Genomic DNA, 24428 nt, shown 5'->3' on the forward strand with positions numbered 1-24428 from the left:
GCGGCCTGATCCGGCCGACCCCCAGCCCGGCGGCCTGGCTGAGCCCTGCCCAGCCAGGCCCGGTGAGCCGATCGAGCCCCGTCCCGCCCGGCCCGGCCGGGCCGGGCCCGGTGAGCCGACCCGTTTCCACCGGGCCGGGGCCCGCCCCAGCCGACCCGCCCCGTCTCCGCGAGTCGATCTCCCCCGGAGTGAGGTGGGTCGCAGCGGGGCGGTACGCGGCCTGTTTCGTACGAGGTTCGGGGCGGGCCGCCGGTAAGGTGGCCCGGTTGTCATATCTGGACGAGCGTCGAACCCGGAGATCGTGACTACTACCACCACCACCTCCCATCACCTCTCTCCCGCCTTCCCCGGACGGGCCCCCTGGGGTACCGCCGGCAAGCTGCGTGCCTGGCAGCAGGGAGCCATGGAGAAGTACCTCCAGGAGCAGCCCCGTGACTTCCTCGCCGTCGCCACCCCCGGCGCGGGCAAGACGACCTTCGCGCTGACCCTCGCCTCGTGGCTGCTGCACCACCACGTCGTGCAGCAGATCACCGTGATCGCCCCCACCGAACACCTGAAGAAGCAGTGGGCCGCCGCCGCCGCGCGGATAGGCATCAAGCTGGACCCGGAGTACAGCGCCGGGCCGCTCAGCAAGGAGTACGACGGCGTCGCCCTCACCTACGCGGGTGTCGGCGTCCGCCCCATGCTCCACCGCAACCGCTGCGAGCAGCGCAAGACCCTCGTCATCCTCGACGAGATCCACCACGCCGGAGACTCCAAGTCCTGGGGCGAGGCGTGCCTGGAGGCCTTCGAGCCCGCCACCCGGCGGCTCGCCCTCACGGGCACCCCGTTCCGCTCCGACACCAACCCCATCCCCTTCGTCACCTACGCGGAGGGGAACGACGGCATCCGCAGGTCCTCGGCGGACTACACGTACGGCTACGGCAACGCCCTCGGCGACGGCGTCGTCCGCCCGGTCATCTTCCTCTCCTACAGCGGCAACATGCGCTGGCGGACCAAGGCGGGCGACGAGATCGCCGCCCGGCTCGGGGAGCCGATGACCAAGGACGCGGTCTCGCAGGCGTGGCGCACCGCGCTCGACGCCAAGGGCGACTGGATGCCGAACGTGCTGCGCGCCGCCGACCAGCGGCTCACCGAGGTCCGCAAGTCGATCCCGGACGCGGGCGGTCTCGTCATCGCCTCCGACCAGGACGCGGCCCGCTCGTACGCCAAGCTGATCCGCGAGATCACCGGTACGAAGCCCACCGTCGTCCTCTCCGACGACACCGGCGCTTCGAGCCGGATCGACGAGTTCAGCGAGGACGGCTCCCGCTGGATGGTCGCGGTCCGCATGGTGTCCGAGGGCGTCGACGTGCCCCGCCTCTCCGTGGGCGTGTACGCGACGACGATCTCGACCCCGCTGTTCTTCGCGCAGGCCGTCGGCCGTTTCGTGCGTTCGCGCAGGCGCGGCGAGACCGCCTCCGTGTTCCTGCCGACGATCCCCAGCCTCCTCGGTTTCGCCAACGAGATGGAGGTCGAGCGCGACCACGTCCTCGACAAGCCGAAGAAGGCGGGCGACGACGAGGACCCGTACGCCGAGTCCGAGAAGGAGATGGCGGAGGCCGAACGCCAGCAGGACGAGGACACCGGCGAACAGGACATGCTGCCCTTCGAGGCGCTGGAGTCCGACGCCGTCTTCGACCGCGTCCTCTACAACAGCGCCGAGTTCGGGATGCAGGCCCACCCCGGCAGCGCGGAGGAGCAGGACTACCTCGGCATCCCGGGCCTGCTCGAACCCGACCAGGTCCAGCTGCTGCTGCAGAAGCGGCAGGCCCGGCAGATCGCGCACAGCCGCAGGAAGCCGGACGAGGAGGCCGACCTCCTGGAACTCCCGGCCGAACGGCGGCCCGTGGTCTCCCACAAAGAGCTGCTCGAACTCCGCAAGCAGCTCAACACGATGGTCGGCGCGTACGTCCACCAGACCGGCAAGCCGCACGGGGTGATCCACACCGAGCTGCGCCGGGTCTGCGGCGGCCCGCCGAGCGCCGAGGCGACCGCCGGACAGCTCCGGGAACGGATCAAGAAGGTCCAGGAGTGGGCCACCCGGATGCGGTGACGCCCCTCCGCGCCCCGGCCCACCGGCCCACCGGGAGCGCCCCGGGCGACCGGAAGCCCCCCCGGCCCACCGGGGAGTCCCCAGAGAGTCCCCGGAGAGTCCCCGGGAGCCCCCGGCGAACACCCGGGCAGGAAAAAACGGCTGAGGCCCGTACGACGGCGTTCGTACGGGCCTCGGCCCGTCCCGCGCGGAGAGAACCGGCGGCGGGACCGCCTCGGAGACCGGCCCCCACGGTCGGCCTCCGGGCATCCTCCACGCTAGGGGCACGACACAGCCGGTCTTGTCCTCCAAGGTCCCGCGTACGACCGACGAAGGTCCTGAACCGTCCGTATCCGGTCGTCGGCGCCCGGATTCTGGACGAGGTCTTCCGCTCAGCGGAGCGGGTCGCTACTGTCCCGGCTCAAAAGCAATCGCCCCGTGGCAGCGCCGCCGCGGAGCGCAGCCGGTGTACCCCTTCCTGCCGGCGGCCTCTGACGTGTGTCGCCGACGGGACCGGCGACGCGGCCACCGTGAGAGATCCGCCGCCACTCACTCCGAAGGAGAGGGCGTCGTGACCGCGGAGACCTCCCAGACGCTCGACCGGGGACTCAGAGTCCTCAAACTGCTCGCCGACACCGACCACGGCCTGACCGTCACCGAGTTGTCCAACCGACTCGGTGTCAACCGGACCGTGGTCTACCGTCTGCTCGCCACCCTCGAACAGCACGCCCTCGTCCGCCGCGACCTCGGTGGACGTGCCCGCGTCGGCCTCGGTGTGCTGCGGCTCGGCCGCCAGGTCCACCCGCTGGTGCGGGAGGCGGCGCTGCCCGCGCTGCGCTCGCTCGCCGAGGACATAGGCGCGACCGCCCATCTGACGCTCGTCGACGGGGCGGAGGCGCTCGCGGTCGCGGTCGTCGAACCGACCTGGACCGACTACCACGTCGCCTACCGGGCCGGATTCCGTCACCCCCTCGACCGGGGCGCGGCGGGCCGGGCGATCCTGGCCGCCCGGCAGGGCGGTCTGACCGAACAGGGCTTCACCCTGACCCACGGCGAACTGGAGGCGGGCGCGAGCGGCGCCGCCGCCCCGCTGGTGGGCGTGACGGGCGTCGAGGGAAGCGTCGGCGTGGTGATGCTCGCGGACGCCGTACCGGAACGCGTCGGCCCCCGGGTGGTGGACGCGGCGCGCGAGGTCGCCGACGCGTTGCGCTAGAGGCACGCGACGACGTCACGGGGCCACCCCCACCCGGCCCCGTGACACGCGCACCCCGAGCCACACACCCGATCCACCTACACCCCGAGCCACGCGCACCCAGGACGCTGACCTCAGGGCCAGGGCAGGCCCTGGGGCGGCGCCCGCCCGTCACGCGGGGCCGCTTCCCCGGTCGGTACGCCCCCGGGTCCGGCCGCCCCCGCTCACTCGGCACGGGCCGCCCACCGGGTCCACGCCCGGAGACGGTCCGGCCCGGCGAGGCCCCCTCGCCGAGAGGCCCTGGCCGGGGCCCTTCCCGGCCGGGCCCCGCGCCCCGGCGGCGGGCCCGTACGGGCAGGGACTTCCCCTACGGGCAAGGGCCCCTACGGGCAGACGGGCCCCTCATGGGGTTCCCGCCCCGCGCGATTCCGGCCCCGGACCCGTCACCCTCCGCGCCCCAGTAGATTGGGTGCGTGTTCTCCAGCCTCTCGCGTCCCCGTGTCCTCGCGGTCTGCGCCGTGCCCGTCCTCGCGCTCTTCGCCGTCGTCGGACTCGCCCCGCTGCCGTACGCGATCGCACAGCCCGGCACCACCGCCGACGTGCTCGGCGAGAACAAGGGGAAGGAGATCATCACGATCACCGGCGCCCCGGTCCGGGAGACCCGGGGCCAGTTGCGGATGACGACGATCCTCGCGACCGGGCCGTCCGCGGACATCCGGTTCGCGGACGTGGCCGACGCCTGGTTCCGCACCGACCGGGCCGTCCTGCCGCGCGCGTCCGTCTACCCGCCGGGGAAGTCCGACGCCGAGATCGAGAAGCGGAACCTCGGGCAGATGAAGCAGTCGCAGGACGCGGCGGCCCTCGCCGCCCTCGGGTACCTGAAGGAGGACCCCGAGAAGGTGAAGGTGACCCTGAGCCTCGCCGATGTCGGCGGGCCCAGCGCCGGACTGCTGTTCTCCCTCGGCATCGTCGACAAGCTCGACGGCGACGGGGACGGCGGCGACCTCACCGGCGGCCGGACCGTCGCCGGTACGGGCACCATCGACCCGGACGGCACGGTCGGCGCCGTCGGCGGGGTCTCCCTCAAGACCCAGGCAGCCGCCCGGGACGGGGCCACCGTCTTCCTCGTGCCGAAGGCCGAGTGCGGCGACGCCCGCGCCGAGCGGCCGGAGGGCCTGCGGCTGGTGCCAGTCACCGCCCTCAGCGACGCGGTGGCGTCCCTCCGGGCCCTGGAACAGGGGCAGGAGTCGAAGGTCCCGTCCTGCTGACCGGCACCGTGCCGCCGCCGTGGGGCGGCCGTTCCGGCGACGGGTCCGACCGGGCTTCCGACCGGGCCTCTGGCCAGGCTTCCGGCCGTACGTCCATCCCCCGCCAGGCGGGGAAGACCAGCGGCGCCAGCGTGGTCAGGAAGTACAGCCCGCCGACCCCGAGCAGCGTCGTCGTCAGACCGATCCGCTCGACCAGCAGGCCCGCCGCCAGACCGCCCAGCGGGGTGGTGAGCAGGACACCCGCGGTGCTCGCGCCGACGACCCGGCTGCGCAGCCCGTCGGGGACCTGCTCGTACATCACCGTGGTCAGGATCGGGTTGAGGAAACCGACGCCGAAGCCCGACGCGGCGACCGTCACCAGGAGCGGCGCGGTGGTGTCGGTGAGCGCCGCCACCACGAACGGCGGGGCGCCGCCGACCAGGAAGCCCGCCGTGAACACCGCCCGGCGCGGCAGACGTTCGCCGACCGCCGCGTAGAGCAGTGCCCCGGCGAGGGCGCAGCCGCCGAAGACGGCGACGATCAGACCCTGCGCGGCGGGGCCGCCGAGCTGCTCCCGGGCGTGGACCGGCAGCAGGACCGAACTCCAGCTCTGGCCCAGGCCGTTGGTGACCATCACCATGATCATGATGCCGAACAGCAGCCGGTTGCCGAACAGATAGGCGTACCCCTCGCGCAGGTCGGCGCGGTAGCGGGCGGGGGAGAGCCGGGGGCCGTCCCGTACCGGCTCGGCCGCCGGGATCCCGCGCAGTCCCACCACGACCAGCAGCGCGGAGAGGGCGAAGGTGGCCGCGTCGAGGACCAGGACCGTGTCGGCGCCGAGGAAGGCGACGAGGAGCCCGGCGAGGGCCGCGCCGGTCATCCGGGCGCCGCGCGACACCGCGTCGTAGAGGCTGGCGACCCGGGGGAGCGAGGTCCCGGCGCGGGCGGCGAGGTCGGGCACGAGGACGTGCCGCGCGGTCTCGCCGGGTGCGTGGAACAGGCCGTTGACCGCCATCAGGGCGCACAGCATCCAGAACTCCAGGACGCCCGTGTGGTGCAGCAGCGGGATCGCGGCGAGCGCGAGCGCGCACACCAGGTCGGAGGTGACGCTGACGCGGCGGCGGCCGATCCGGTCGATGACCGGGCCGCCCGCGAGGGTGGCGAGCAGGACGGGCAGGGCCGCGCAGAAGGCGACGAACCCGGCCTTGCCGGGGCTCCCCGTGGTTTCGAGCGCGAACCACGGGACGCCGATGAGGGTGAGCGAATTGCCCGTGATGGAGACGGCGTTGGCGCCGAGGACGGTCAGCAGGGGAGCCCGGTCACCCTTCGCCGTACCGACCCCGCCCTTCCCCGTACGGGCCGAGTCCTTCGCCGTACCGGGTCCGTCCTTCGTCGTGCGGGCCCGGCTCCCGGTGGTGCCGGTCCGGTCCTCGGTCGGGTCCGCGTCGCTCTCCGTCGCGTCCGCCGGTTCTTCTCCGTGTCCCCCCGGAGCGCTCATGCTGCCAGGCGTATGGAGTGGGGGGTGGGGGTGGCCAGGCGCAGGCCCAGCGCGACCAGGGTCCAGCCGAGCCGGACGCGCAGGGCGGGCGCGGCGGCGGTGGCCGGGAGGGGGCCGGGGCGGCCGTGGCCGTCGGCGGTCTCCCGGTGCAGCTCGGCGGCGGTCAGGGTGTGCAGCTGGAAGTGGATGTCGGAGTGCATGGCTCCGTGGTTCCTTTCCTCGGTTCGCGTGCCGTGGGGTGCGGGTGCGGGTGCTGTGGGCGCGGGTGCCGTCGGGGCGCCCGCCGTCACTCCTCGTGCTGCGGGAACGCGTGCAGATGCATCCGTACGCGCGCGGCGCCGGGTGCTTCGGGGTCGGCGGCGACGCGGTACTGGTCGATCAACTCGTGCAGCTTCGCGCTCAGTTCGCGCAGCTGCTCGGGCGGCAGGTGCAGGGTGAAGTCGCTCATGTCGGCGGCGCCGTACCAGGACTCGTCCCAGTCGCGGCGGGTCGCGAACCAGGTCGCGAGCTCCTGGGTGTGGATGGTGGCGACCTCGTGCATGACGACGTCGAGCGCGCCCTGCACCTCGGGGTCGGGGTTCTTGTACAGCTCCTCGCCGAAGCTGGTCCCCTGGTGGGCCGGTTTCCACCAGCGCTCCCGGCCCTTGCCGCGCGTCGGGTCGTCCTCGACGAAGCCGTGGGCGGCGAGCTGGCGCAGGTGGTAGCTGGTGGCGCCGCTGGACTCGCCGAGCCGCTCCGCGAGTTGGGAGGCGGTGGCGGGGCCGTGGTGGCGCAGGCTGCGCAGCAGCTGGATGCGCAGGGGGTGGGCGATCCCGCGCAGGGAGCGGGGGTCGAGCGAGCGGCTGACGAATTCCTCGGGCTCGGGCATGGCCTCAGCGTAGAGTTGCAAAGAAGTAGTTGCAAGGAATTTTTGCAACTACTTCTTTGCAAGATTCTCTTTGCGTCTCCCGCCCGTGCGGGGCGTGCGGCCTGGGCGGCCTGGGCGGTCCGTACGGTCGGGTGCGGCCCGCGCCGTACGGACCGCCGCCCTCGCGGCGCCCCGCCGACCCCCGCCTCCTACTCCCGCGCCGCCTGCTCCACCAGCGGGATGATCCGCAGCGGCACCGGGTTCTCCATCACGATCGCCGTGGACGCCCGGACGATCCCCTCGAACGCCACCACCTTGTCGATCACCCGCTGGAGGTCCGCGTTGGAGCGGGCGACCAGTCGGCAGAGCATGTCGCCGTGGCCCGTGGTCGTGTGCAGCTCCAGCACCTCCGGGACCGTCGCCAGATGCTCCCGGACGTCCGCGCCCTGCCCCTGCTTGATCTCCAGGGTGGCGAACGCCGTCACCGGATAACCGAGCGCCGCCGGGTCCACCTGGGGCCCGAACCCCCTGATCACCCCGCTGGCCCGGAGCCGGTCGAGCCGCGCCTGCGCCGTACCTCGGGCCACTCCGAGGCGCCGGGACGCCTCCAGGACGCCGATGCGCGGCTCGCGCGCCAGGAGCACGATCAGCCTGCCGTCCAGATGATCGATCGCCACAGTGGTCTCCCCATGGTCAGGATGTACAAGTCGTCCGGCCATACTCGGCGTTCCCTGTACAGGATGACCAGGGGAACAGCAAACTCTTGCGCACCTTGCCGAGCGGCGGGACATTGCTCGTATGACTGAGACCATCGAGCACACCCCCTCCACGGCGCGGCAGGCCGATCCCTTCCCCGTGAAGGGAATGGACGCGGTCGTCTTCGCCGTCGGCAACGCCAAGCAGGCCGCCCACTACTACTCCACGGCCTTCGGCATGAAGCTCGTCGCCTACTCCGGACCGGAGAGCGGCAGCCGGGAGACCGCCAGCTACGTCCTCACCAACGGCTCCGCCCGTTTCGTGTTCACCTCCGTCATCAAGGTCTCCACCGACCACGGCCGCTTCCTCGCCGACCACGTCGCCGAGCACGGCGACGGCGTCGTCGACCTGGCGATCGAGGTGCCGGACGCGCGCGCCGCGTACGCCTACGCCGTCGAACACGGCGCCACCGGTCTGGTCGAGCCCCACGAGGTGAAGGACGAGCACGGCACCGTCGTCCTCGCCGCCATCGCCACCTACGGCACGACCCGCCACACCCTCGTGGAGCGCTCCGGCTACGACGGCCCGTACCTCCCGGGCTTCGTCACCGCCGCGCCGATCGTCGAGCCCCCGGCCAAGCGCCTCTTCCAGGCCATCGACCACTGCGTGGGCAACGTCGAGCTCGGCCGGATGAACGAGTGGGTCGGCTTCTACAACAAGGTCATGGGCTTCACGAACATGAAGGAGTTCGTGGGCGACGACATCGCGACCGAGTACTCGGCCCTGATGTCCAAGGTCGTCGCGGACGGCACCCTCAAGGTGAAGTTCCCGATCAACGAGCCCGCGATCGCGAAGAAGAAGTCGCAGATCGACGAGTACCTGGAGTTCTACGGCGGCGCGGGCGTCCAGCACATCGCCCTCGCCACCAACGACATCGTGGCCTCCGTGCGCGCGATGCGGGCCGCGGGCGTCACCTTCCTCGACACCCCCGACTCGTACTACGACACCCTCGGCGAGTGGGCCGGGGAGACCCGGGTGCCGGTCGAGACCCTGCGCGAGCTGAAGATCCTCGTGGACCGCGACGAGGACGGCTACCTGCTGCAGATCTTCACCAAGCCGGTGCAGGACCGCCCGACCGTCTTCTTCGAGATGATCGAGCGCCACGGCTCCATGGGCTTCGGCAAGGGCAACTTCAAGGCCCTGTTCGAGGCGATCGAGCGCGAGCAGGAGAAGCGCGGCAACCTGTAGTCCACGCCTGACACGGACGGGTCCCGGGGACACACCCCCGGGACCCGCCCCGCCATCCCGTCGCATCCCGTACGGGACGGCCGCCCCGGGTCCGTACGGGGCCCGTCCACCCGTGCGCGTCGGCCGCCCCGCCCTACCCCCGCCCGCCCGGCCTCTCGCCGGAGTCCGCGGACGGGCTCCCGGCGGGCTTCTCCGTCCGCTCCGGCTTCTCCGGCCGCTCCGTCCGCTCGGGCCGCTCCGGCTTCTCCGGCGCCCGTTCCACCGGCTTCTCCGACGCGGCTCCCGTGCCGCGGCCCGTGTCCCTTCCCGGGGCCGCCCCCGGCGACGCGGACGACGGCCGCCCGGCGCCCGAGGGCCTCCCCGGACGCGTCCCCGTGCCAGGGCCCGTCCCCGTACCCGCTGACGAGTCCGTACCGCGCGACCTCACCGGTTCCCTCGGGCGGAGTTCGCGGGGAAGTTCGTCGGAGGGCTCGCCCAGCTCCGCGAGCGCCTCCTCCGCCCTCGGGGCCAGCAGCGGCGAGAACCCGGGGTTGATCCGCAGCGCCTCCGCCAGATGGCGGCGGGCCTGTCCCTCCAGACCCAGGGCCCGCTCGATCTCCCCCCGGTGGTACGCGAACAGCGCGCTCCGCAACCCCTCCTCGGTGGCCAGCTTCGCGTACCCCAGGGCCTCCTTGGTCTGCCCCGACCGGAACAGCGCCCACGCCATCGCGTCCGTCGCCCGCAGCGAGCGGTGCCCGCGCGCCCACTCCGCCCGCATCCGCGCCGCCGCCGCCACCGGGTCGCCGTGGTCCGCTTCGAGCAGCACCAGCGACACCTCGGCCGACGGCGGAGCGCTCGTCCGCAGCCGTTCGTACAGGGCCCGCGCGTCCCCGTCGAGACCGAGCGCCTCGTGCAGCTCGCCCGCGTCGAGGAGGTACTCCGGCAGCGGCAGCCGGGCCAGCGCCGCCCGCCAGTCGCGCAGCGCCTCGTCCCCGCGCCCCAGCGCCGCCAGCGCCCGCCCCCGGCCCGCCAGCGCGGGGGCGTGGTCCGCCACGAGCCGCAGTGCCGCCCCGTACCGCTCCACCGCCTCCTCCGGCTCGCCCCGCTCCCACGCCAGATCGCCCAGCCGGACCAGCGCCGGGGCCTTCTCCGCGTCGGTCGTCGCGAGCGCCGCCGCGGCCAGCGCCGTCGCGTCGGCGTCCTCCCGCCAGCCCCGGTCGCGGTAGTTCTGCGCGGCGAGCCCGCGCACCATCGCGCCCGAGTGCAGCCCCTCCAGGCTCTCCACGGCCTTCCGGGCGGCCTTGTGGTCCCCGAGGCCGTTGTACGCGTCGAACAGGACCGGGTAGACGGGCCACCGCTTCGGGTCCGCCTTCCGGACCCGCTCGCCCCACTCCTTCGCCGCCCGCCAGTCGCCCCGCGCCCCCGCGAGCGCCCCGAGACCCAGCTGCGCGTCCAGATTGCCGCTCGTGGCGGGCCGTTCGGCCAGCGAGCGGCGCAGCGCCCGGTCGGCCCGCGGATAGTCCCGTACGTCCCCCAGCCGGGTGCCCCGTTCCGTGTACGCCGCGCCGAGCCGGGCCCAGGAGGAGTCGTCGTCGGGGTGCTCGCGCAGCCACTTCTCCCGGTCGGAGATCAGCGCGGCGAGGTCGGGGAGCGAGGCGGGGGCACCCGCGTGGGCCGCGATGGCCGCCCGCTCCGCCGGTCCCGGCGGGGGCGGCGGGTCCTGACCGAGGAGTTCGGGGACGTACAGCAGGGCCGTCGCCGCGAGCACCGCGCCCGCCCCGGCCACCAGGACCGTCCTCGACACGTTCTGGGTCTTCATGGCGCTCACTGTGAACCCGCCGCGGCTGTACGAAGAGCACACGATGCGCCCGCTCCGGCGGGTTCACACCGATGGCCCCGGGTGCCACGCTGGAGGCATGGACGATCTTCAGCAGGACGACCTCCGCTCGCGGCTCCACGAGCGCCTGCGCGCCGGGCTGCCCGGGGGAGCGGTGCTCACCGACCCGGACGTCATGGCCTCCTACTCCCGCGACATGGCGAGCTTCTGCGCCGCCGGAGCCCCGGCGGCCGTGGTGCTCCCGCGCACGGTCGAGCAGGTGCGGCACGTCATGCGCACCGCGACCGAGCTCCGGGTGCCCGTCGTCCCCCAAGGGGCCCGTACGGGCCTGTCCGGCGGCGCCAACGCCACCGAGGGCTGCATCGTGCTCTCCCTGGTCAGGATGGACCGCATCCTGGAGATCAGTCCGGTCGACCGGATCGCCGTCGTCGAGCCGGGCGTCGTCAACGCGGTCCTCTCACGGGCCGTCGCCGAGCACGGCCTGTACTACCCGCCGGACCCCTCCAGCTGGGAGACCTGCACCATCGGCGGGAACATCGGCACCGCCTCCGGCGGCCTGTGCTGCGTGAAGTACGGGGTGACCGCCGAGTACGTCCTCGGGCTCGACGTGGTGCTGGCCGACGGGCGGCTCCTGACCACCGGGCGGCGCACCGCCAAGGGGGTCGCGGGCTATGACCTGACCAGGCTCTTCGTCGGTTCGGAGGGCAGCCTCGGGATCGTCGTCGGGGCCGTGCTCGCGCTCCGCCCGCAGCCGCCCGCCCAGTTGGCGCTCGCCGCCGAGTTCCCCTCGGCCGCCGCCGCGTGCGAGGCCGTCTGCGCGATCATGGAGCGCGGTCACACCCCGTCGCTCCTCGAACTCATGGACGGCACCACGATCCGGGCGGTCAACGCGATGGCGCGGATGGGGCTGCCCGACAGCACGGAGGCGCTGCTCCTGTGCGCCTTCGACACCCCGGACCCGGCCGCCGATCTGGCCGCCGTCGGGGAGCTGTGCGCGGCGGCGGGCGCCACCGAGGTCGTCCCGGCGGCGGACGCGGCCGAGTCCGAACTCCTCCTCCAGGCCCGCAGGCTCTCCCTCACGGCCCTGGAGACGATCAAGTCCGCGACGATGATCGACGACGTGTGCGTGCCCCGCACCCGGCTCGCCGAGATGCTCGCCGGCACGGCGGCGGTCGCGGAGAAGTACGGCCTGACCATCGGTGTCTGCGCGCACGCGGGCGACGGCAACACGCATCCCGTGGTCTGCTTCGACCACACCGACGAGGACGAGTCGCGGCGGGCCCGCGAGTCCTTCGACGAGATCATGGCGCTCGGGCTCGCGCTCGGCGGCACGATCACCGGCGAGCACGGCGTGGGCGTCCTCAAGAAGGAGTGGCTGGCGCGCGAACTGGGCCCGGTCGGCCTGGAACTCCAGCGGGGCATCAAGGCGACCTTCGACCCGCTGGGACTGCTCAACCCCGGAAAGCTGTTCTGAGGCCGCCCCCGCGTCCCGTACGGGGAGGACGGCTCGCCGCCCCGCGTCCCGTACGGGGCTCACAGCTCGCCGTCCTGCGACTCGTCCGACGGCCACGGGTCGCGCAGCCACAGCTCGTCGGCGATCACGGTGGCGGAGAGCAGCTCGGCGAGCCCCTCGTCGATGCCGAGGCGCTCCGACTCGGTGCCCGGCGGCACCGCGCGCAGGGTCCGCTCCAGCCAGGCGGACACCTGCGCGGACGGAGCTTCCAGGAGGGCGTCGCCGTCGGGGGAGGAGAGCGCCATCAGGACGACGCCCCGCCCGTCGACCTTGGTCGGCCAGATGCGGACGTCGCCGTGCCCGCAGGCCCGGAAGACGCCCTCGACGAGCAGTTCGCGGGCGAAGGTCCAGTTGACCGGGTGTTCCGTGCCGATGTGGAAGGTGATGTGGACGGCGTACGGGTCGTCCGTGCGGTAGGCCAGCCGGGCGGGCACCGGGACGGCCCGCTCGGGGGAGAGCACCAGCTTCAGCTCCAGCTCGCGCTCGACGGTGGTGTGGTGGGTGTTCTGCATGGTCGTGCTCCTTCGCGTGGACCGGCCCCGGACGGGCCTTCACCAGGAGAGAGCGGGGTGGACGCGCTTCATTACGCGACTTCGGGAAGTTTTTTCCGAGAAGTTTTCCCAGCCCTCCGCCGGGCCCCCGATCCGACCCCGATCCGACCCCGATCCGATCCCTATCCGGGCCAGATCCAGGCCTGACCCAACCCCGAGCCGATCCCTGATCCGTCCCCCGGCCTGATCCCTGATCCGTCCCCCACTCGCCCCCACCCGTCCCCGATACGACCCCGATACGGTCCCGGGCACGTCCCCGGCCGCCCCATGTGCCGCCCCGAACATCACACTGAGTGACCGATTCCGGGGTCCGTCCCCCCGAAGGCGGCCTTTCTCCCGAGCTCCTTGTTCCCCGGGGGGCGTTCTTCGTTACTGTCCTCCTTGGGCGCGGCACGCCCGGCACGCGACCGCGCGGACCAAAGGCGTTGTGACTGAACGGAGTCGGGGCAGTGGCTACTCCTCCTGGAGGCGGCGGAGAGGTACCGCAGGCGGGGTACTACCCGGACCCGTCCATTCCCGGGTACATCCGGTACTGGAACGGGGGCGCCTGGGTGCCCGGCACGAGCCGCCCCGCGCCCGGGGACGGCGAGGCCCCGCCCTACCCGCCCGCCGGTGCGGCCCCGGCCGGTCCGGTCCTGGCGTCGGGCCCGGCCGCCACCCCGGTCGCGGCCGGACGGCCGGAGCCCGCCGCGCCCGCCGCGCCCGCCGCGACGGCACCGACGGCACCGACGGCACCGACGGCACCGACGGCACCGACGGCACCGGCGGCACCGGCGGCACCGGTGAGGGACTGGACTCCGGCCCCCGAACCGGCCCGGAACCCCGTCCCCGCCGAGCGCGGCACCCCGCTCCCGCCCCAGCCACCCGCGCACGCCCAGGGCCCGGCCGTCCAGCCCCCGGGGGCCGTCCAGCCCTCCGCTGCCGGGCCGTTCGGGCCCCCGGCCCAGATCCCCGCCCCCGCCCGGCAGCGGCCCGCCCCGGCCCCCGCCCCCGTGCCCGCGGTGGAGGAGACCGGCCCCGTCTTCTTCGACGAGGACCCCGGGCCCTATGCCGAGCCCGCCCCGGCCTGGCAGGCGGACTCCTCCCGGCAGACCGGCTTCGGCGGCGACCGGGACCAGCGGGTCTCCTGGGGCGCGCCGGGGCCCGCCGCGGCCGACCCCAGGACCCCGGCGGAGTGGCCGGTCACGGGCGGCGGCGAGCCCGCGGCCCCCGCGCCCGTGCCGGACCCGAGGACCCCCGGGGGTGCCGCCCGGCTCGGCGGGATGCCCGTCACCCCGGCCCCGACGCCCGCCCCCGCACAGCCCTCGCCCGTGCGGCGGAGCCCGGCCCCAGCGCCGGGGCCCTCGGCGTCCCCGCCCCGGCAGACGGCCGCCCCGGCCCCCGTACCGCCGAACCCGGCCCCGGCCCCCGTACCGCCGAACCCGGCGCCCGCGTCCGCGCGTCCCGGTCCTCCGGCCGTGCCGCAGCAGACGCGGGTGGCTCCCGGGGCTCCGGCCTGGGAGCAGGCCCCGCCGCAGGAGCAGCAGCCGGTCGCGCCCTGGAAGCCGCCCGTCGAGGACGTGTTCACCCGGGCGGCCCGCGCGCAGGCCTCGGCCCGGCCCGCCCCGCTCGGGCGGCGGCTGTTCGCCCGGGTGATCGACACGGTCGTCCTGGGCGGGCTCTCCGGCGCCGCCGCGTTCCCGTTCGTGACCGCCGCGCTCGACCACATCGACGGCAAGATCGAGGAGGCGAAGCAGTCCGGCGTCACCGTCCAGGTCTGGCTGGTGGACTCGACGACCTCGGTGCAGTTCGGCATCGCGCTGGCCGCGCTGCTCGTCCTCGGCGTCCTCTACGAGGTGGTGCCCACGGCCCGCTGGGGCCGCACCCTCGGCAAGAAGCTGTGCGGGATCTCGGTGCGGGACATCGAGGGCCACGAGCCGCCGGGGTTCGGCGCGTCGCTGCGCCGCTGGCTCGTCCACGGGGTCCTGAACCTGCTCGTCGTCGGTGTCCTCAACGTGGCCTGGTGTCTCTTCGACCGTCCGTGGCGGCAGTGCTGGCACGACAAGGCCGCCGGTACGTTCGTGGCGCGCTGACGGGGCGTCGGACGGACCGGGAGGGGGCCGACCGGGCGAGGGTCCCCCCGAACGGGCGGTGATTCCTTGCGGGGGCGGCGGGCCCGGGATGCACTGCCCCCATGAGCACCGACCAGCCGCCGTCCGGCCCGCCGCCCGAGGAGGACCCGTTCCTCAAGAGGCCGCAGGAGCCCCCGCCGCCCTCGGGCGGTCAGCCGCCGCCGTCCGGCCCGCCCCCGGAGGGACCCCCGCCGGGCGACCCGTACGGGTCCGGCGGTTCCCCGTACGGGCCGTCGGACGGTTCTCCCTACGGGTCCTCCGGCGGCTCCCCCTACGGCGGTGGGATGCCCCCGCCGCCGTCCTCCCCGTACGGGGGCGGAGGCTACGGCGGGAGCGATCCGCTCTCCGGGATGCCGCCGCTCGCGGAGTCGGGCCGCCGCATCATCGCCCGGGTGATCGACTGGCTGATCATCGCCGTCCCGCTGGCGATCATCGGCATCCCGTTCGACATCTACCGACGGGCCACCGAGAACAGCTTCGGCAGCGGTGAGAGCCTGGGCTTCCAACTGCTCACGATCGTCGCGTTCGTCGCGTACGACACGGTGATGACGGCGAGGACCGGCCAGACCGTGGGCAAGAAGCTGATGAAGCTCCGGGTCGCGATGCTCAACGACGGCTCGACGCCCCCGATGAACCAGTCGCTGCTGCGGGCCGTGGTCCTGTGGCTGCCCGCGCTGATCTGCTGCGCCTGTCTGTGGCCGCTGCTCCTGCTGATCCTGATCCTGGTCGACAAGCCCTACAAGCAGGGTCTGCACGACAAGGCGGCGAAGACCGTGGTCGTCGCCGTGCCGCAGTAGGGACCGGTCCGGAGCGTCAGGGACCGGTCCGGGTCTCGGCCGCCGCACCGACGCGGGCGGCCGGCGCACGGACCGGTGCCTCCGCCGGGGCCGGGAGAACGGTGCCGGGGGTCTTGACGGAGCCCGCCCGCGCGGGCATCGTCACCGCCACGAACAGTCCGAGCAGCAGTCCGGCGAGGCTGGCCGCCGCGATGCCGGGCGTGCTCGTCGTGCCGGAGAGCAGCAGCAGGGCGACGGTCGTGAGGACGACGGTGGCCGTGCCGCAGGCGAGCTGTGCGGCGTTCGGACGCTGCATGTCGGGACCGCCCCCTCAGGAGGTCGCTTCGGCCTGGGCGCCGGTGTCCGGACGCCGGTTCGACTGTACCGACGGCGGGTGTCCGAGCGGAACCGGCACGTGCGGGCCCGCACCCGGGGCGCGGATGCACGGGGGGCGCACGGGGTCACGCTCTCTGTGATCTTGACCGTCATGAGCCCGTCATCTGTCCGATAATCGGAATCCATCTGCCGCATAATGCAGTTGGTATGAGCAAGTCAAGATCTGTCTTTTCTGGTCTCCCTCCGGTCGAATGTCGTCACTTGTGACGCGCGACCCCGCCGGACGGACACCCCACCTTCGGTCCGAGGGCGCGGGCGCCGGGGAGGACAACTTCAAGTGACCAATAGACGACGGGCGATCAGAACGTCCGCAGTGGTTGTGGCACTCGCGGCTACCGCCGCGACCGCCTCGACCTTCAGCACCGCTTGGGCCGACAACAACGGTCGTGTGACCGTGGCCGACGTGCGTCACGACCCGGCGCCCGGCGCCGGGATCGACAAGACCGCGGTCGACCACGATCTCGACGGCCCGTTCAGCCAGCAGCAGGCCCAGCAGCGCAAGGCCGCTCTGGAGCAGGTGCTGAACGGCAAGTCGAAGGTGGAGCGCCGCGGCGGCTCTCAGGTCGTCAAGCTCGACAGCAAGAAGTACGTCGAGCTCGGCCGTGAGAAGACCGACAAGATCTTCACGATCCTGGTCGAGTTCGGCGACAAGGTGGACAACACCACCCTCGTCGACCGCGCGGACGACAACACCCCGGACCTGAAGCCGAAGTTCGGCGGCACGCCGGGACCGCTGCACAACCAGATAGCCCAGCCGGACCGGGAGGACGACAACTCCACGGACTGGAAGGCCGACTACAACCAGAAGCACTTCCAGGACCTGTACTTCGGCACCGGCAAGGACGCCAAGGGACAGCCCAAGCAGTCGCTGAAGACCTACTACGAGAAGACCTCGTCCGGCCGTTACTCGGTCGACGGCGCCGTCTCCGACTGGGTCAAGGTCGAGTACAACGAGGCCCGTTACGGCTCGAACTACTGCGGCAACAACAACTGCTCCAACGTCTGGGACGCCGTCCGCGACGGTGTCACCGCGTGGACCGCCGACCAGAAGGCCAAGGGCCGCACCGACGCCCAGATCAAGGCCGACCTGGCGCAGTACGACCTGTGGGACCGGTACGACTTCGACGGCGACGGCAACTTCAACGAGCCCGACGGGTACATCGACCACTTCCAGATCGTCCACGCGGGCGAGGACGAGTCGGCGGGCGGCGGCGCCCAGGGCCGGGACGCCCTGTGGGCGCACCGCTGGTACGCGTACGGCACCAACGTGGGCAAGACCGGCCCCGCCAACAACAAGGCCGGCGGCACCCAGATCGGTGACTCCGGCATCTGGGTCGGCGACTACACGATGCAGCCGGAGAACGGCGGCCTCGGCGTCTTCGCGCACGAGTACGGCCACGACCTCGGTCTGCCGGACCTGTACGACACCTCCGGTCTCCCCGGCGCCGAGAACTCGACCGGCTTCTGGACCCTCATGTCGTCCGGTTCCTGGCTCGGCAAGGGCAAGGACGCCATCGGCGACCTGCCCGGCGACATGACCGCCTGGGACAAGCTGCAGCTCGGCTGGCTGAACTACACCAAGGTGTCGAACGACGGCCGGCAGACGAAGTCCACGCACAAGCTGGGCGTCTCCGAGTACAACACCAAGAACCCGCAGGCGCTCATCGTCGAGCTGCCGAAGAAGACGGTTCCCACCGAGGTCGTCGCGCCCGCCGAAGGCGCCACGCAGTGGTGGAGCGGCATGGGCGACAACCTCAAGAACACCCTGACCCGCCCGGTCGACCTCACCGGCAAGACGTCCGCCTCCCTTGAGCTCAAGGGCTGGTACGACATCGAGCTGGACTACGACTACCTCTACGCCGAGGTGTCCACCGACGGCGGCGCCAACTGGACCGCCCTGGACGGCACCGCCGACGGCAAGGCGCTCCCGCGCGACGCCAGCGGCGCCCCGGCGCTGACCGACGTCTCCGGCACGCACAAGTCGCTGGTCTACGGCCTCGACGCCTACGCGGGCAAGAAGTTCGACCTCCGCTTCCGCTACCAGACGGACGGCGGCGCGGGCGGCAAGGGCTTCACCGCCGACGCCATCACCGTGAAGGCCGACGGCGCCCCCGTCTTCTCCGACGGTGTCGAGAACGGCGACAACGGCTGGGTCTCGAAGGGCTTCTCGCGGATCGGCAACGGCTTCACGAAGCAGTACGAGCAGTACTACATCGCGGAGAACCGCCAGTACGTCTCCTACGACACCACGCTGAAGACCGGCCCGTACAACTTCGGCTTCACCGGTGACAAGGCCAGCTGGGTCGAGCACTACCCGTACCAGAACGGTCTGCTCATCTGGAAGTGGGACCTCTCCCAGAAGGACAACAACACCGCGACCCACCCGGGTACCGGTCTGATCCTTCCGGTCGACGCCCACCCGACGCCGCTGAAGTGGGCCGACGGCACCCTGATGCGCAACCGCGTCCAGTCGTACGACGCCACCTTCGGCACGTACCGGACCGACAGCATCCTCCTCCACAAGAACGACGTGGCCACCTGGGTGAAGTCGCAGGCGGGCAACCCCGTCTTCGACGACCGCAAGGGCACGTACTGGTTCGAGGAGACCAAGCGCGCCGGTGTCAAGACAACTGACACCAACACCAAGATCGAGGTCGTCAAGGAGCCGAAGAGCGGCGAGACGATCACGGTCCGGGTGGGTCCCTCTACCAAGTAATTCGGTAAAGCACCAGGTCAAGCCATGATCGGCCGTCGCCCCCTAGCGGGCGGCGGCCGATCGTGTTTAGGTGCGTCTGACGGTGCCCTGCCACCGTCCTTGTTGACAGTCGATCCACGGGGGAGTGGTTCCACATGCCCAACGGAGGGTTCTGCAAGCTGCCGGGAGGCAGCGTGGTGGTGGCGATAGGACTGCCGAGTCCGGCCCGCGACGGCGCCACCGTGCGCTTCCTCGTCCACGCCGCGAACCGCGCCCGCGCCCTGACCAGGCTGCGCAACCTGGGGCTGCGGGCGGTCTATCTGCGCGGCAACACCGAGCCGCCCACCCCGGACGAGATCACGGCCGTCCTGCACCACCCGGACGGCCTGCTGTGGAGGTCCGCCCCGGGCGCCGCCCAGGAGCTCTGGCACCCCGTACGGTCCCTCCCCAGGGAACCGGCGGCCTGACCGGCCCCGGCCCCGGCCTCAGGGACATCGCCCCGGCCCTCAGGGGCACGGCCCGCCCTCAGGGGCGCATCCCGACCCTCGGGGGCACGCCCCCGGTCCCGGCGCGGTACGGCCTCAGCCGAGCACCGGCTTCCCGGTCAGCTCCACGCCCGCCGCCCGCAGCTCCTCCAGGGCCCGCTCGGTCGTCGGCCGCGCGACCCCGGCCGTCAGATCGAGCAGCACCCGGGTCCTGAAACCCTCCCCGACCGCGTCCAGGGCCGTCGCCCGGACGCAGTGGTCGGTGGCGATGCCCACCACGTCGACCTCGGTGACGTTCCGCTCGCGCAGCCACTCCGCGAGCGTCCGCCCGTTCTCGTCCCGCCCCTCGAACCCGCTGTACGCGGCCGAGTAGGCGCCCTTGTCGAAGACCGCGTCGATCGCCCCGCTGGCGACCGCCGGAGCGAAGTTCGGATGGAAGCCCACCCCCTCCGTACCGGCCACGCAGTGCACCGGCCAGGAGGTCACGTAGTCCGGCCGCTCGCCCGCCGGGGCGAAGTGGGCCCCCGGGTCGACGTGGTGGTCACGGGTGGCGACCACCTGCCGGTAGGAGGAGCCCGCCGTCTGGCCGACCAGGTCGGTGATGGCGGCGGCGACGTCCGCGCCGCCGGTCACCGCGAGGCTGCCGCCCTCGCAGAAGTCGTTCTGCACGTCCACGACGATCAAAGCGCGCTGCATGGCGGGTGTCCTTGTCCTGGGGGGAGGGCGCGTCGGGAAGGCGCGTCGGGAAAGGGGAAGGGGTCCGAGCCTAGAGACTTCCCCCTCCCGCCGGGAGGGGGCGTCCCGGGCGACCTCGGCGGGAGCGGCCCCGCGGGCGCGCGTCACCCGCACGCCGCCACCCGCGCCCGCACGCCGTCAACCCGGGTCCCGTCGCCCGGGTCCGCACGCCGTCACCCGGGTCCGTCACACGTACTCGGTCACGCGTACTCGGTCACGCGTACTCGGTCTCGGGTCACACGTACTCCGTCGGCAGCACCGGCTCGCCCCGGGACAGCTGGATCGCCGACATCGGGAGCGCGGCACGGACCGCGAGGTGCCGGGACCTGGCGGCCTCCAGGGGCTCCCGGCCCACCACCTCGCCGCCCACGACCAGCGGGACGAGCAACTGGTGGTCCGCCAGCTCCCCGGGCACCGGCCCGGTGCCCACGACCTCCGCCTCCGCGACCCCGTCCGCGTCCGGCCGCCGGGCCGCCCACTTGCGCCCGCCGACCGACGTCTTGCCGCCCGCCGACTTCTTGGCGACCGGGACCAGCGGCGCCGCCGGATCGGCCGAGGCGGCCCGCGCGACCAGCTTGTAGACCATGGAACAGGTCGGATGGCCGCTGCCGGTGACCAGCTGCGTGCCCACCCCGTACGCGTCGACCGGCGCCGCCGCCAGCGAGGCGATGGCGTACTCGTCCAGGTCCGAGGTGACCACGATCCGGGTGTTGCGCGCGCCCAGCTCGTCCAGCTGCGCCCGCACCCGGTGCGCGACGAGCAGCAGGTCGCCGGAGTCGATCCGGACGGCGCCCAGCTCCGGCCCCGCCACCTCCACGGCGGTCCGCACCGCCTCGGTCACGTCGTACGTGTCCACCAGCAGGGTCGTACCGCGCCCCAGAGTCTCGACCTGGGCCCGGAACGCCTCCCGCTCGGTGTCGTGCAGCAGGGTGAAGGCGTGGGCGGAGGTGCCGACGGTCGGGATGCCGTAGCGGAAGCCCGCCGCGAGGTCCGAGGTCGAGTCGAAGCCGCCGACGTACGCGGCGCGGGCGGAGGCGACGGCCGCCAGTTCGTGGGTGCGCCGGGCGCCCATCTCGATCAGACGGCGCCCACCGGCCGCCGCCGACATGCGGGAGGCGGCGGCGGCGATGGCCGAGTCGTGGTTGAGGACGGAGAGGATCACCGTCTCCAGGAGCACGCACTCCGCGAAGGAACCCTCGACGCGCAGCAGCGGGGAGCCGGGGAAGTACACCTGGCCCTCGGGGTAGCCCACGACGTCGCCGGAGAAGCGGTAGCGGGCCAGCCACTCCAGGGTCGGCCCGTCGACGGTCCCGCGCTCGCGCAGGAAGTCCAGCAGGTCGGGGTCGAAGCGGAAGTCCTCGATGGCGTCGAGGACCCGCCCGACGCCCGCGAGGACGCCGTAGCGCCGCCCCTCGGGCAGCCGCCGGGTGAAGACCTCGAAGACCGAGCGCCGGTCGGCGGTCCCGGCCCTGAGGGCCGCCTGGAGCATGGTCAGCTCGTACTGGTCGGTGAAGAGCGCGGTCGACGGCACGCCCACCCGTCGCCCGCCGCCCTCCCGAGGAGGCGTCCCGCGCACTTCTTCGTTCGGCAGCCCAAGGTCCGCAGCGTTCATGGCAGCGATGCTAACCCGGAAATCGTCACTCTGACGATTTCGATGCCCGCGAGAGACGGAATGGGTGCATCCGTTTGTGCGACGGGCCCTCCGGAGTGGCAGCATGGGGTGAGTGAGCGTCGCGCCTGTTGAGATCGAACGTACGGAATCGGCCGAGGAGGTCTCCGCGGTCGTCGAACCCGACGTGCCCTGGGTGACCCTGGTGCACAACGACCCGGTCAATCTGATGAGCTATGTGGAGTATGTCTTCCAGGCCTATTTCGGACACTCCAAGGACAAGGCGCACAAGCTGATGCTCGACGTGCACCACAAGGGCCGCGCGGTCGTCTCCAGCGGCACCCGCGAGGAGATGGAACGCGACGTGCAGGCCATGCACGGCTACGGTCTGTGGGCCACCCTCTCGCAGGACCGCGGCTGATGGCCGGGCGTTTCGACCGGCTGCCCGACGGCGGCGCCGCCATCGGGCTCGACGACGTCGAGATCTCCATCCTGCGTTCCCTGGCGGTCCAGCTCATGGAGCTGATCGGGCCGGGCGACGAGCCCGCGCCGGACGCCGACCCGCTGGCCGCGCTGTTCGCCGAGGGCCCGAGCGAGCCGCCGTCGGACCCGGCGCTGCGGCGCCTCTTCCCCGACGCGTACGGCGACGAGAGCGAGGAGCTGCGGTCCGCCGCGTCCGACTTCCGCCGCTTCACCGAGAACGACCTGCGGGCCCGCAAGCGCGCGGACGCCCTCGTCGTGATCCGCGCGCTCGACGGGCTCTCCGCCACCGCCGCGGACGAGGGCGGGGCGGTCCTGAGGCTGACCCCGGACGAGTCCCGGGCATGGCTCGGCGCGCTCAACGACCTCAGGCTGACCATAGGGGCCCGGCTGGAGGTCGCGGACGACGGGGAGAGCGAGCGGCTGTACCGGCTGCCGGACTCCGATCCCCGCAAGCCGATGGTGATGGCGTACCTCTGGCTCGGCGCCCTCCAGGAGTCCCTCGTCGAGACCCTGATGCCGTAGCGGGTGCCGCAAGGACCCTTTCCGTTCGCTCAGCGGACGCTCAAATCCGGATAACGAATGCGTTATCAGAGCGTCCGCTTTGCCGTACGGAATCCCTTTCCTCTGTCCTTTTCCGTGGCGCGGGTCACACGTGACTCCGTCCTTCGTGTCCTGTCCCGTGATAAATCTTCACGACCGCTCGGGGACGCCACCCCTGTTCCCGAGGGCGCTCCGACCGGCTGACCGCCGGTGGCACTCCATCCATATCCGGGGGGATCAGGAACTGGTCCGCGGCGGACGCACACGCGAACGCGCGGATCGGCATGGAGAAAGGCGCACCACCATGACCTCTGCGCAGGTCGACCAGGAACACGGCGGCGACGGGTCCGTGGGCGGCGGCGAGGGCTACCAGCGTGGCCTCGGCGCCCGGCAGATCCAGATGATCGCGATCGGCGGCGCCATCGGCACCGGTCTCTTCCTCGGCGCGGGCAAGGCCATCGCCAAGGCGGGACCCAGTCTCATCCTCGCGTACGCGATCGCGGGCCTGGTCATCTTCTTCATCATGCGGGCCCTCGGCGAACTCCTCATGTACCGCCCGGTGTCCGGCTCCTTCTCGGAGTACGCCCGCGAATTCGTCGGCCCCTTCGCGGGCTTCGTCACCGGCTGGACGTACTGGCTCTTCTGGGTCGTCACCGGAATCACCGAGGTCACCGCAGCCGCCACCTATATGACGTACTGGTGGGACATTCCGCAGTGGATCTCCGCACTCGTCTTCACCGTGGTCCTCTACGGCGCGAACCTGATCTCCGTGAAGCTCTTCGGAGAAATCGAATTCTGGTTCTCGATGGTGAAGGTCACCGCGATCATCGGGATGATCCTGATCTGCGCGGGCATCCTCACCCTCGGCTTCTCCGACGCCGGTGACACCGCGACCGTCGCCCATCTGTGGAACCAGGGCGGCTTCTTCCCGAACGGCATCGGCTCCACGCTGATGACCCTCCAGATCGTGATGTTCGCCTTCCTCGCCGTCGAGCTCGTCGGCGTCACCGCAGGCGAGTCCAAGGACCCGAAGACCGTCCTGCCCAAGGCCATCAACACCGTGCCGTGGCGCATCGCCGTCTTCTACGTCGGCGCGCTGATCATGATCCTGTCGGTCGTCCCGTGGACCGAGTTCCAGCCGGGCGTCTCCCCGTTCGTCGCCGCCTTCGAGAAGATGGGCCTCGGCGTCGGCGCCGCGATTGTCAACTTCGTCGTGCTGACCGCCGCGCTCTCCTCCTGCAACTCGGGCATGTACTCCACCGGCCGGATGCTGCGCGACCTCGCGCTCAACGGCCAGGGCCCGAAGGCCTTCACGAAGCTCACGAGGAGCGGCATCCCGCTCGTCGGCACCACCTTCTCCGCCGCGCTCATGCTGGTCGGGGTCTGGATCAACTACATCGCCCCCGGCAGGGCCTTCGAGTACGTCGTCTCCTTCGCCACCATCTCCGGCATGTGGGCCTGGATCATGATCCTGGTCTGCCAGATCCGCTACCGCGCCAAGGCGAACCGGGGCGAACTCCCCGAGTCCTCCTTCAAGGCCCCCGGAGCCCCCTGGACCAGCTGGTTCGCGCTCGCCTTCATCGGCATGGTGATCGTGATGATGGGCATCGACGAAGGCGCCCGCGTCTCCCTCTACTGCGCCCCGCTCTGGGGCCTCCTGCTCGGCGTCTCCTACCTGGTCCTGAAGTCCCGCGACCCGGAGGGCGCGGCCTTCACCAAGCGGCCCTGACCACGACCGTCCCAGCATCCGGGCCGTCCCGCCTTCGGGCCCGGAGCGGGGCGCCGCCCGCGTGCGACGAGTCCCGGGGGGCCCCCCCCCCGGGCGCGCCGGGCGCCGGTGTGGAAAGGGTGAAAAGGGACGGCGCCCCAACCCGGGGGGGGCGCCCGGGGTTTTTTTGAGCAGGGCCCGGGAGGAA

21 protein-coding genes are annotated in these 24428 nt (G+C 72.5%); 12 read left to right on the forward strand and 9 right to left on the reverse strand.

The window, feature by feature from the left end; all coding sequences use genetic code 11:
• Positions 1-298: 298 nt before the first annotated feature.
• From ACFXGN_RS26820 to ACFXGN_RS26830, 3 genes are all read left to right on the forward strand, one after another.
• Positions 299-2095, forward strand: a complete 1797-nt coding sequence (locus ACFXGN_RS26820) for a DEAD/DEAH box helicase (RefSeq protein ID WP_384864118.1) — start codon at positions 299-301, stop codon at positions 2093-2095.
• A gap of 550 nt (positions 2096-2645) precedes the next feature.
• Positions 2646-3287, forward strand: a complete 642-nt coding sequence (locus tag ACFXGN_RS26825) for a helix-turn-helix domain-containing protein (protein ID WP_351782840.1) — start codon at positions 2646-2648, stop codon at positions 3285-3287.
• Between the two features lie 452 nt (positions 3288-3739).
• Entirely contained in the window at positions 3740-4534 is a 795-nt protein-coding gene (locus ACFXGN_RS26830; protein ID WP_384864071.1) for a hypothetical protein, read from the forward strand.
• Here the strand turns inward: ACFXGN_RS26830 and ACFXGN_RS26835 are convergent.
• From ACFXGN_RS26835 to ACFXGN_RS26850, 4 genes are all read right to left on the reverse strand, one after another.
• Complete coding sequence (locus ACFXGN_RS26835; RefSeq protein ID WP_384864074.1) at positions 4467-6011, reverse strand: MFS transporter; 1545 nt, start codon at positions 6009-6011, stop codon at positions 4467-4469. The genes ACFXGN_RS26830 and ACFXGN_RS26835 overlap by 68 nt on opposite strands.
• Positions 6008-6211: a hypothetical protein gene (locus ACFXGN_RS26840; RefSeq protein ID WP_384864077.1), complete on the reverse strand. Its 204-nt coding sequence runs from the start codon at positions 6209-6211 to the stop codon at positions 6008-6010. The genes ACFXGN_RS26835 and ACFXGN_RS26840 overlap by 4 nt, the downstream gene beginning before the upstream one ends.
• 86 nt (positions 6212-6297) lie before the next feature.
• Positions 6298-6879 (reverse strand): ArsR/SmtB family transcription factor, encoded by a 582-nt coding sequence (locus ACFXGN_RS26845; protein WP_384864080.1) that lies wholly within the window; start codon positions 6877-6879, stop codon positions 6298-6300.
• 188 nt (positions 6880-7067) lie between these two features.
• The gene (locus ACFXGN_RS26850; protein WP_351782826.1) at positions 7068-7535 is read right to left on the reverse strand and encodes an Lrp/AsnC family transcriptional regulator; all 468 of its coding nucleotides are present in this window, start codon (positions 7533-7535) and stop codon (positions 7068-7070) included.
• A 121-nt stretch (positions 7536-7656) separates the two neighbouring features.
• On the opposite strand from ACFXGN_RS26850, the gene hppD reads away from it, so the two are divergent.
• The gene (hppD, locus tag ACFXGN_RS26855; protein WP_384864083.1) at positions 7657-8802 is read left to right on the forward strand and encodes a 4-hydroxyphenylpyruvate dioxygenase; all 1146 of its coding nucleotides are present in this window, start codon (positions 7657-7659) and stop codon (positions 8800-8802) included.
• A gap of 133 nt (positions 8803-8935) precedes the next feature.
• Here hppD and ACFXGN_RS26860 read toward each other — a convergent pair whose 3' ends face one another.
• The gene (locus ACFXGN_RS26860; protein WP_384864086.1) at positions 8936-10600 is read right to left on the reverse strand and encodes a tetratricopeptide repeat protein; all 1665 of its coding nucleotides are present in this window, start codon (positions 10598-10600) and stop codon (positions 8936-8938) included.
• 97 nt (positions 10601-10697) lie between these two features.
• Here ACFXGN_RS26860 and ACFXGN_RS26865 point away from each other — a divergent pair, with 97 nt between their 5' ends.
• Entirely contained in the window at positions 10698-12092 is a 1395-nt protein-coding gene (locus ACFXGN_RS26865) for an FAD-binding oxidoreductase (protein ID WP_384864089.1), read from the forward strand.
• 59 nt (positions 12093-12151) lie between these two features.
• On the opposite strand, the gene ACFXGN_RS26870 is transcribed toward ACFXGN_RS26865, so the two are convergent.
• Entirely contained in the window at positions 12152-12643 is a 492-nt protein-coding gene (locus ACFXGN_RS26870) for an SsgA family sporulation/cell division regulator (RefSeq protein ID WP_384864091.1), read from the reverse strand.
• 488 nt (positions 12644-13131) lie between these two features.
• Here ACFXGN_RS26870 and ACFXGN_RS26875 point away from each other — a divergent pair, with 488 nt between their 5' ends.
• Both ACFXGN_RS26875 and ACFXGN_RS26880 read left to right on the forward strand, forming a co-directional pair.
• Positions 13132-14754, forward strand: a complete 1623-nt coding sequence (locus ACFXGN_RS26875) for an RDD family protein (RefSeq protein WP_384864094.1) — start codon at positions 13132-13134, stop codon at positions 14752-14754.
• 101 nt (positions 14755-14855) lie between these two features.
• The gene (locus ACFXGN_RS26880) at positions 14856-15590 is read left to right on the forward strand and encodes an RDD family protein (protein WP_384864097.1); all 735 of its coding nucleotides are present in this window, start codon (positions 14856-14858) and stop codon (positions 15588-15590) included.
• A gap of 16 nt (positions 15591-15606) precedes the next feature.
• On the opposite strand, the gene ACFXGN_RS26885 is transcribed toward ACFXGN_RS26880, so the two are convergent.
• Positions 15607-15885, reverse strand: coding sequence for a hypothetical protein (locus ACFXGN_RS26885; RefSeq protein WP_384864099.1), 279 nt, complete (start codon positions 15883-15885; stop codon positions 15607-15609).
• Between the two features lie 357 nt (positions 15886-16242).
• On the opposite strand from ACFXGN_RS26885, the gene ACFXGN_RS26890 reads away from it, so the two are divergent.
• Both ACFXGN_RS26890 and ACFXGN_RS26895 read left to right on the forward strand, forming a co-directional pair.
• Positions 16243-18681, forward strand: coding sequence for an immune inhibitor A domain-containing protein (locus ACFXGN_RS26890; protein ID WP_384864102.1), 2439 nt, complete (start codon positions 16243-16245; stop codon positions 18679-18681).
• 134 nt (positions 18682-18815) lie between these two features.
• The gene (locus ACFXGN_RS26895; protein WP_030324937.1) at positions 18816-19127 is read left to right on the forward strand and encodes a hypothetical protein; all 312 of its coding nucleotides are present in this window, start codon (positions 18816-18818) and stop codon (positions 19125-19127) included.
• A 114-nt stretch (positions 19128-19241) separates the two neighbouring features.
• Here ACFXGN_RS26895 and ACFXGN_RS26900 read toward each other — a convergent pair whose 3' ends face one another.
• A complete protein-coding gene (locus ACFXGN_RS26900) occupies positions 19242-19841 on the reverse strand; it encodes a nicotinamidase (RefSeq protein ID WP_384864106.1) in 600 nt (199 codons plus the stop codon).
• A 274-nt stretch (positions 19842-20115) separates the two neighbouring features.
• Entirely contained in the window at positions 20116-21492 is a 1377-nt protein-coding gene (locus ACFXGN_RS26905; RefSeq protein WP_384864109.1) for a nicotinate phosphoribosyltransferase, read from the reverse strand.
• Between the two features lie 112 nt (positions 21493-21604).
• Between ACFXGN_RS26905 and clpS the strand changes: the two genes are divergently transcribed.
• From clpS to ACFXGN_RS26920, 3 genes are all read left to right on the forward strand, one after another.
• Positions 21605-21910 (forward strand): ATP-dependent Clp protease adapter ClpS, encoded by a 306-nt coding sequence (gene clpS, locus ACFXGN_RS26910; protein WP_351782794.1) that lies wholly within the window; start codon positions 21605-21607, stop codon positions 21908-21910.
• Positions 21910-22494 (forward strand): DUF2017 domain-containing protein, encoded by a 585-nt coding sequence (locus ACFXGN_RS26915; RefSeq protein ID WP_384864112.1) that lies wholly within the window; start codon positions 21910-21912, stop codon positions 22492-22494. Before clpS ends, ACFXGN_RS26915 begins: the two co-directional genes overlap by 1 nt.
• Positions 22495-22816: 322 nt before the next feature.
• Positions 22817-24241 carry an amino acid permease gene (locus ACFXGN_RS26920; RefSeq protein ID WP_384864114.1) on the forward strand — a complete coding sequence of 475 codons (1425 nt, stop codon included), beginning with the start codon at positions 22817-22819 and terminating at the stop codon, positions 24239-24241.
• Positions 24242-24428: the final 187 nt, after the last annotated feature.

Source organism: Streptomyces sp. NPDC059247 (assembly GCF_042754005.1).
Lineage (GTDB): Bacteria > Actinomycetota > Actinomycetes > Streptomycetales > Streptomycetaceae > Streptomyces.

What these genes read in the sequence shown, in the direction of transcription:
- ACFXGN_RS26835 (WP_384864074.1), bottom strand. Translation starts at nt 6,011, where the DNA reads ATGAGCGCTCCGGGGGGACACGGAGAAGAACCGGCGGACGCGACGGAG.
- ACFXGN_RS26860 (WP_384864086.1), bottom strand. Translation starts at nt 10,600, where the DNA reads ATGAAGACCCAGAACGTGTCGAGGACGGTCCTGGTGGCCGGGGCGGGC.
- ACFXGN_RS26885 (WP_384864099.1), bottom strand. Translation starts at nt 15,885, where the DNA reads ATGCAGCGTCCGAACGCCGCACAGCTCGCCTGCGGCACGGCCACCGTC.
- ACFXGN_RS26840 (WP_384864077.1), bottom strand. Translation starts at nt 6,211, where the DNA reads ATGCACTCCGACATCCACTTCCAGCTGCACACCCTGACCGCCGCCGAG.
- ACFXGN_RS26880 (WP_384864097.1), top strand. Translation starts at nt 14,856, where the DNA reads ATGAGCACCGACCAGCCGCCGTCCGGCCCGCCGCCCGAGGAGGACCCG.
- ACFXGN_RS26870 (WP_384864091.1), bottom strand. Translation starts at nt 12,643, where the DNA reads ATGCAGAACACCCACCACACCACCGTCGAGCGCGAGCTGGAGCTGAAG.
- ACFXGN_RS26845 (WP_384864080.1), bottom strand. Translation starts at nt 6,879, where the DNA reads ATGCCCGAGCCCGAGGAATTCGTCAGCCGCTCGCTCGACCCCCGCTCC.
- ACFXGN_RS26865 (WP_384864089.1), top strand. Translation starts at nt 10,698, where the DNA reads ATGGACGATCTTCAGCAGGACGACCTCCGCTCGCGGCTCCACGAGCGC.
- ACFXGN_RS26915 (WP_384864112.1), top strand. Translation starts at nt 21,910, where the DNA reads ATGGCCGGGCGTTTCGACCGGCTGCCCGACGGCGGCGCCGCCATCGGG.
- ACFXGN_RS26905 (WP_384864109.1), bottom strand. Translation starts at nt 21,492, where the DNA reads ATGAACGCTGCGGACCTTGGGCTGCCGAACGAAGAAGTGCGCGGGACG.
- hppD (WP_384864083.1), top strand. Translation starts at nt 7,657, where the DNA reads ATGACTGAGACCATCGAGCACACCCCCTCCACGGCGCGGCAGGCCGAT.
- ACFXGN_RS26920 (WP_384864114.1), top strand. Translation starts at nt 22,817, where the DNA reads ATGACCTCTGCGCAGGTCGACCAGGAACACGGCGGCGACGGGTCCGTG.
- ACFXGN_RS26895 (WP_030324937.1), top strand. Translation starts at nt 18,816, where the DNA reads ATGCCCAACGGAGGGTTCTGCAAGCTGCCGGGAGGCAGCGTGGTGGTG.
- ACFXGN_RS26900 (WP_384864106.1), bottom strand. Translation starts at nt 19,841, where the DNA reads ATGCAGCGCGCTTTGATCGTCGTGGACGTGCAGAACGACTTCTGCGAG.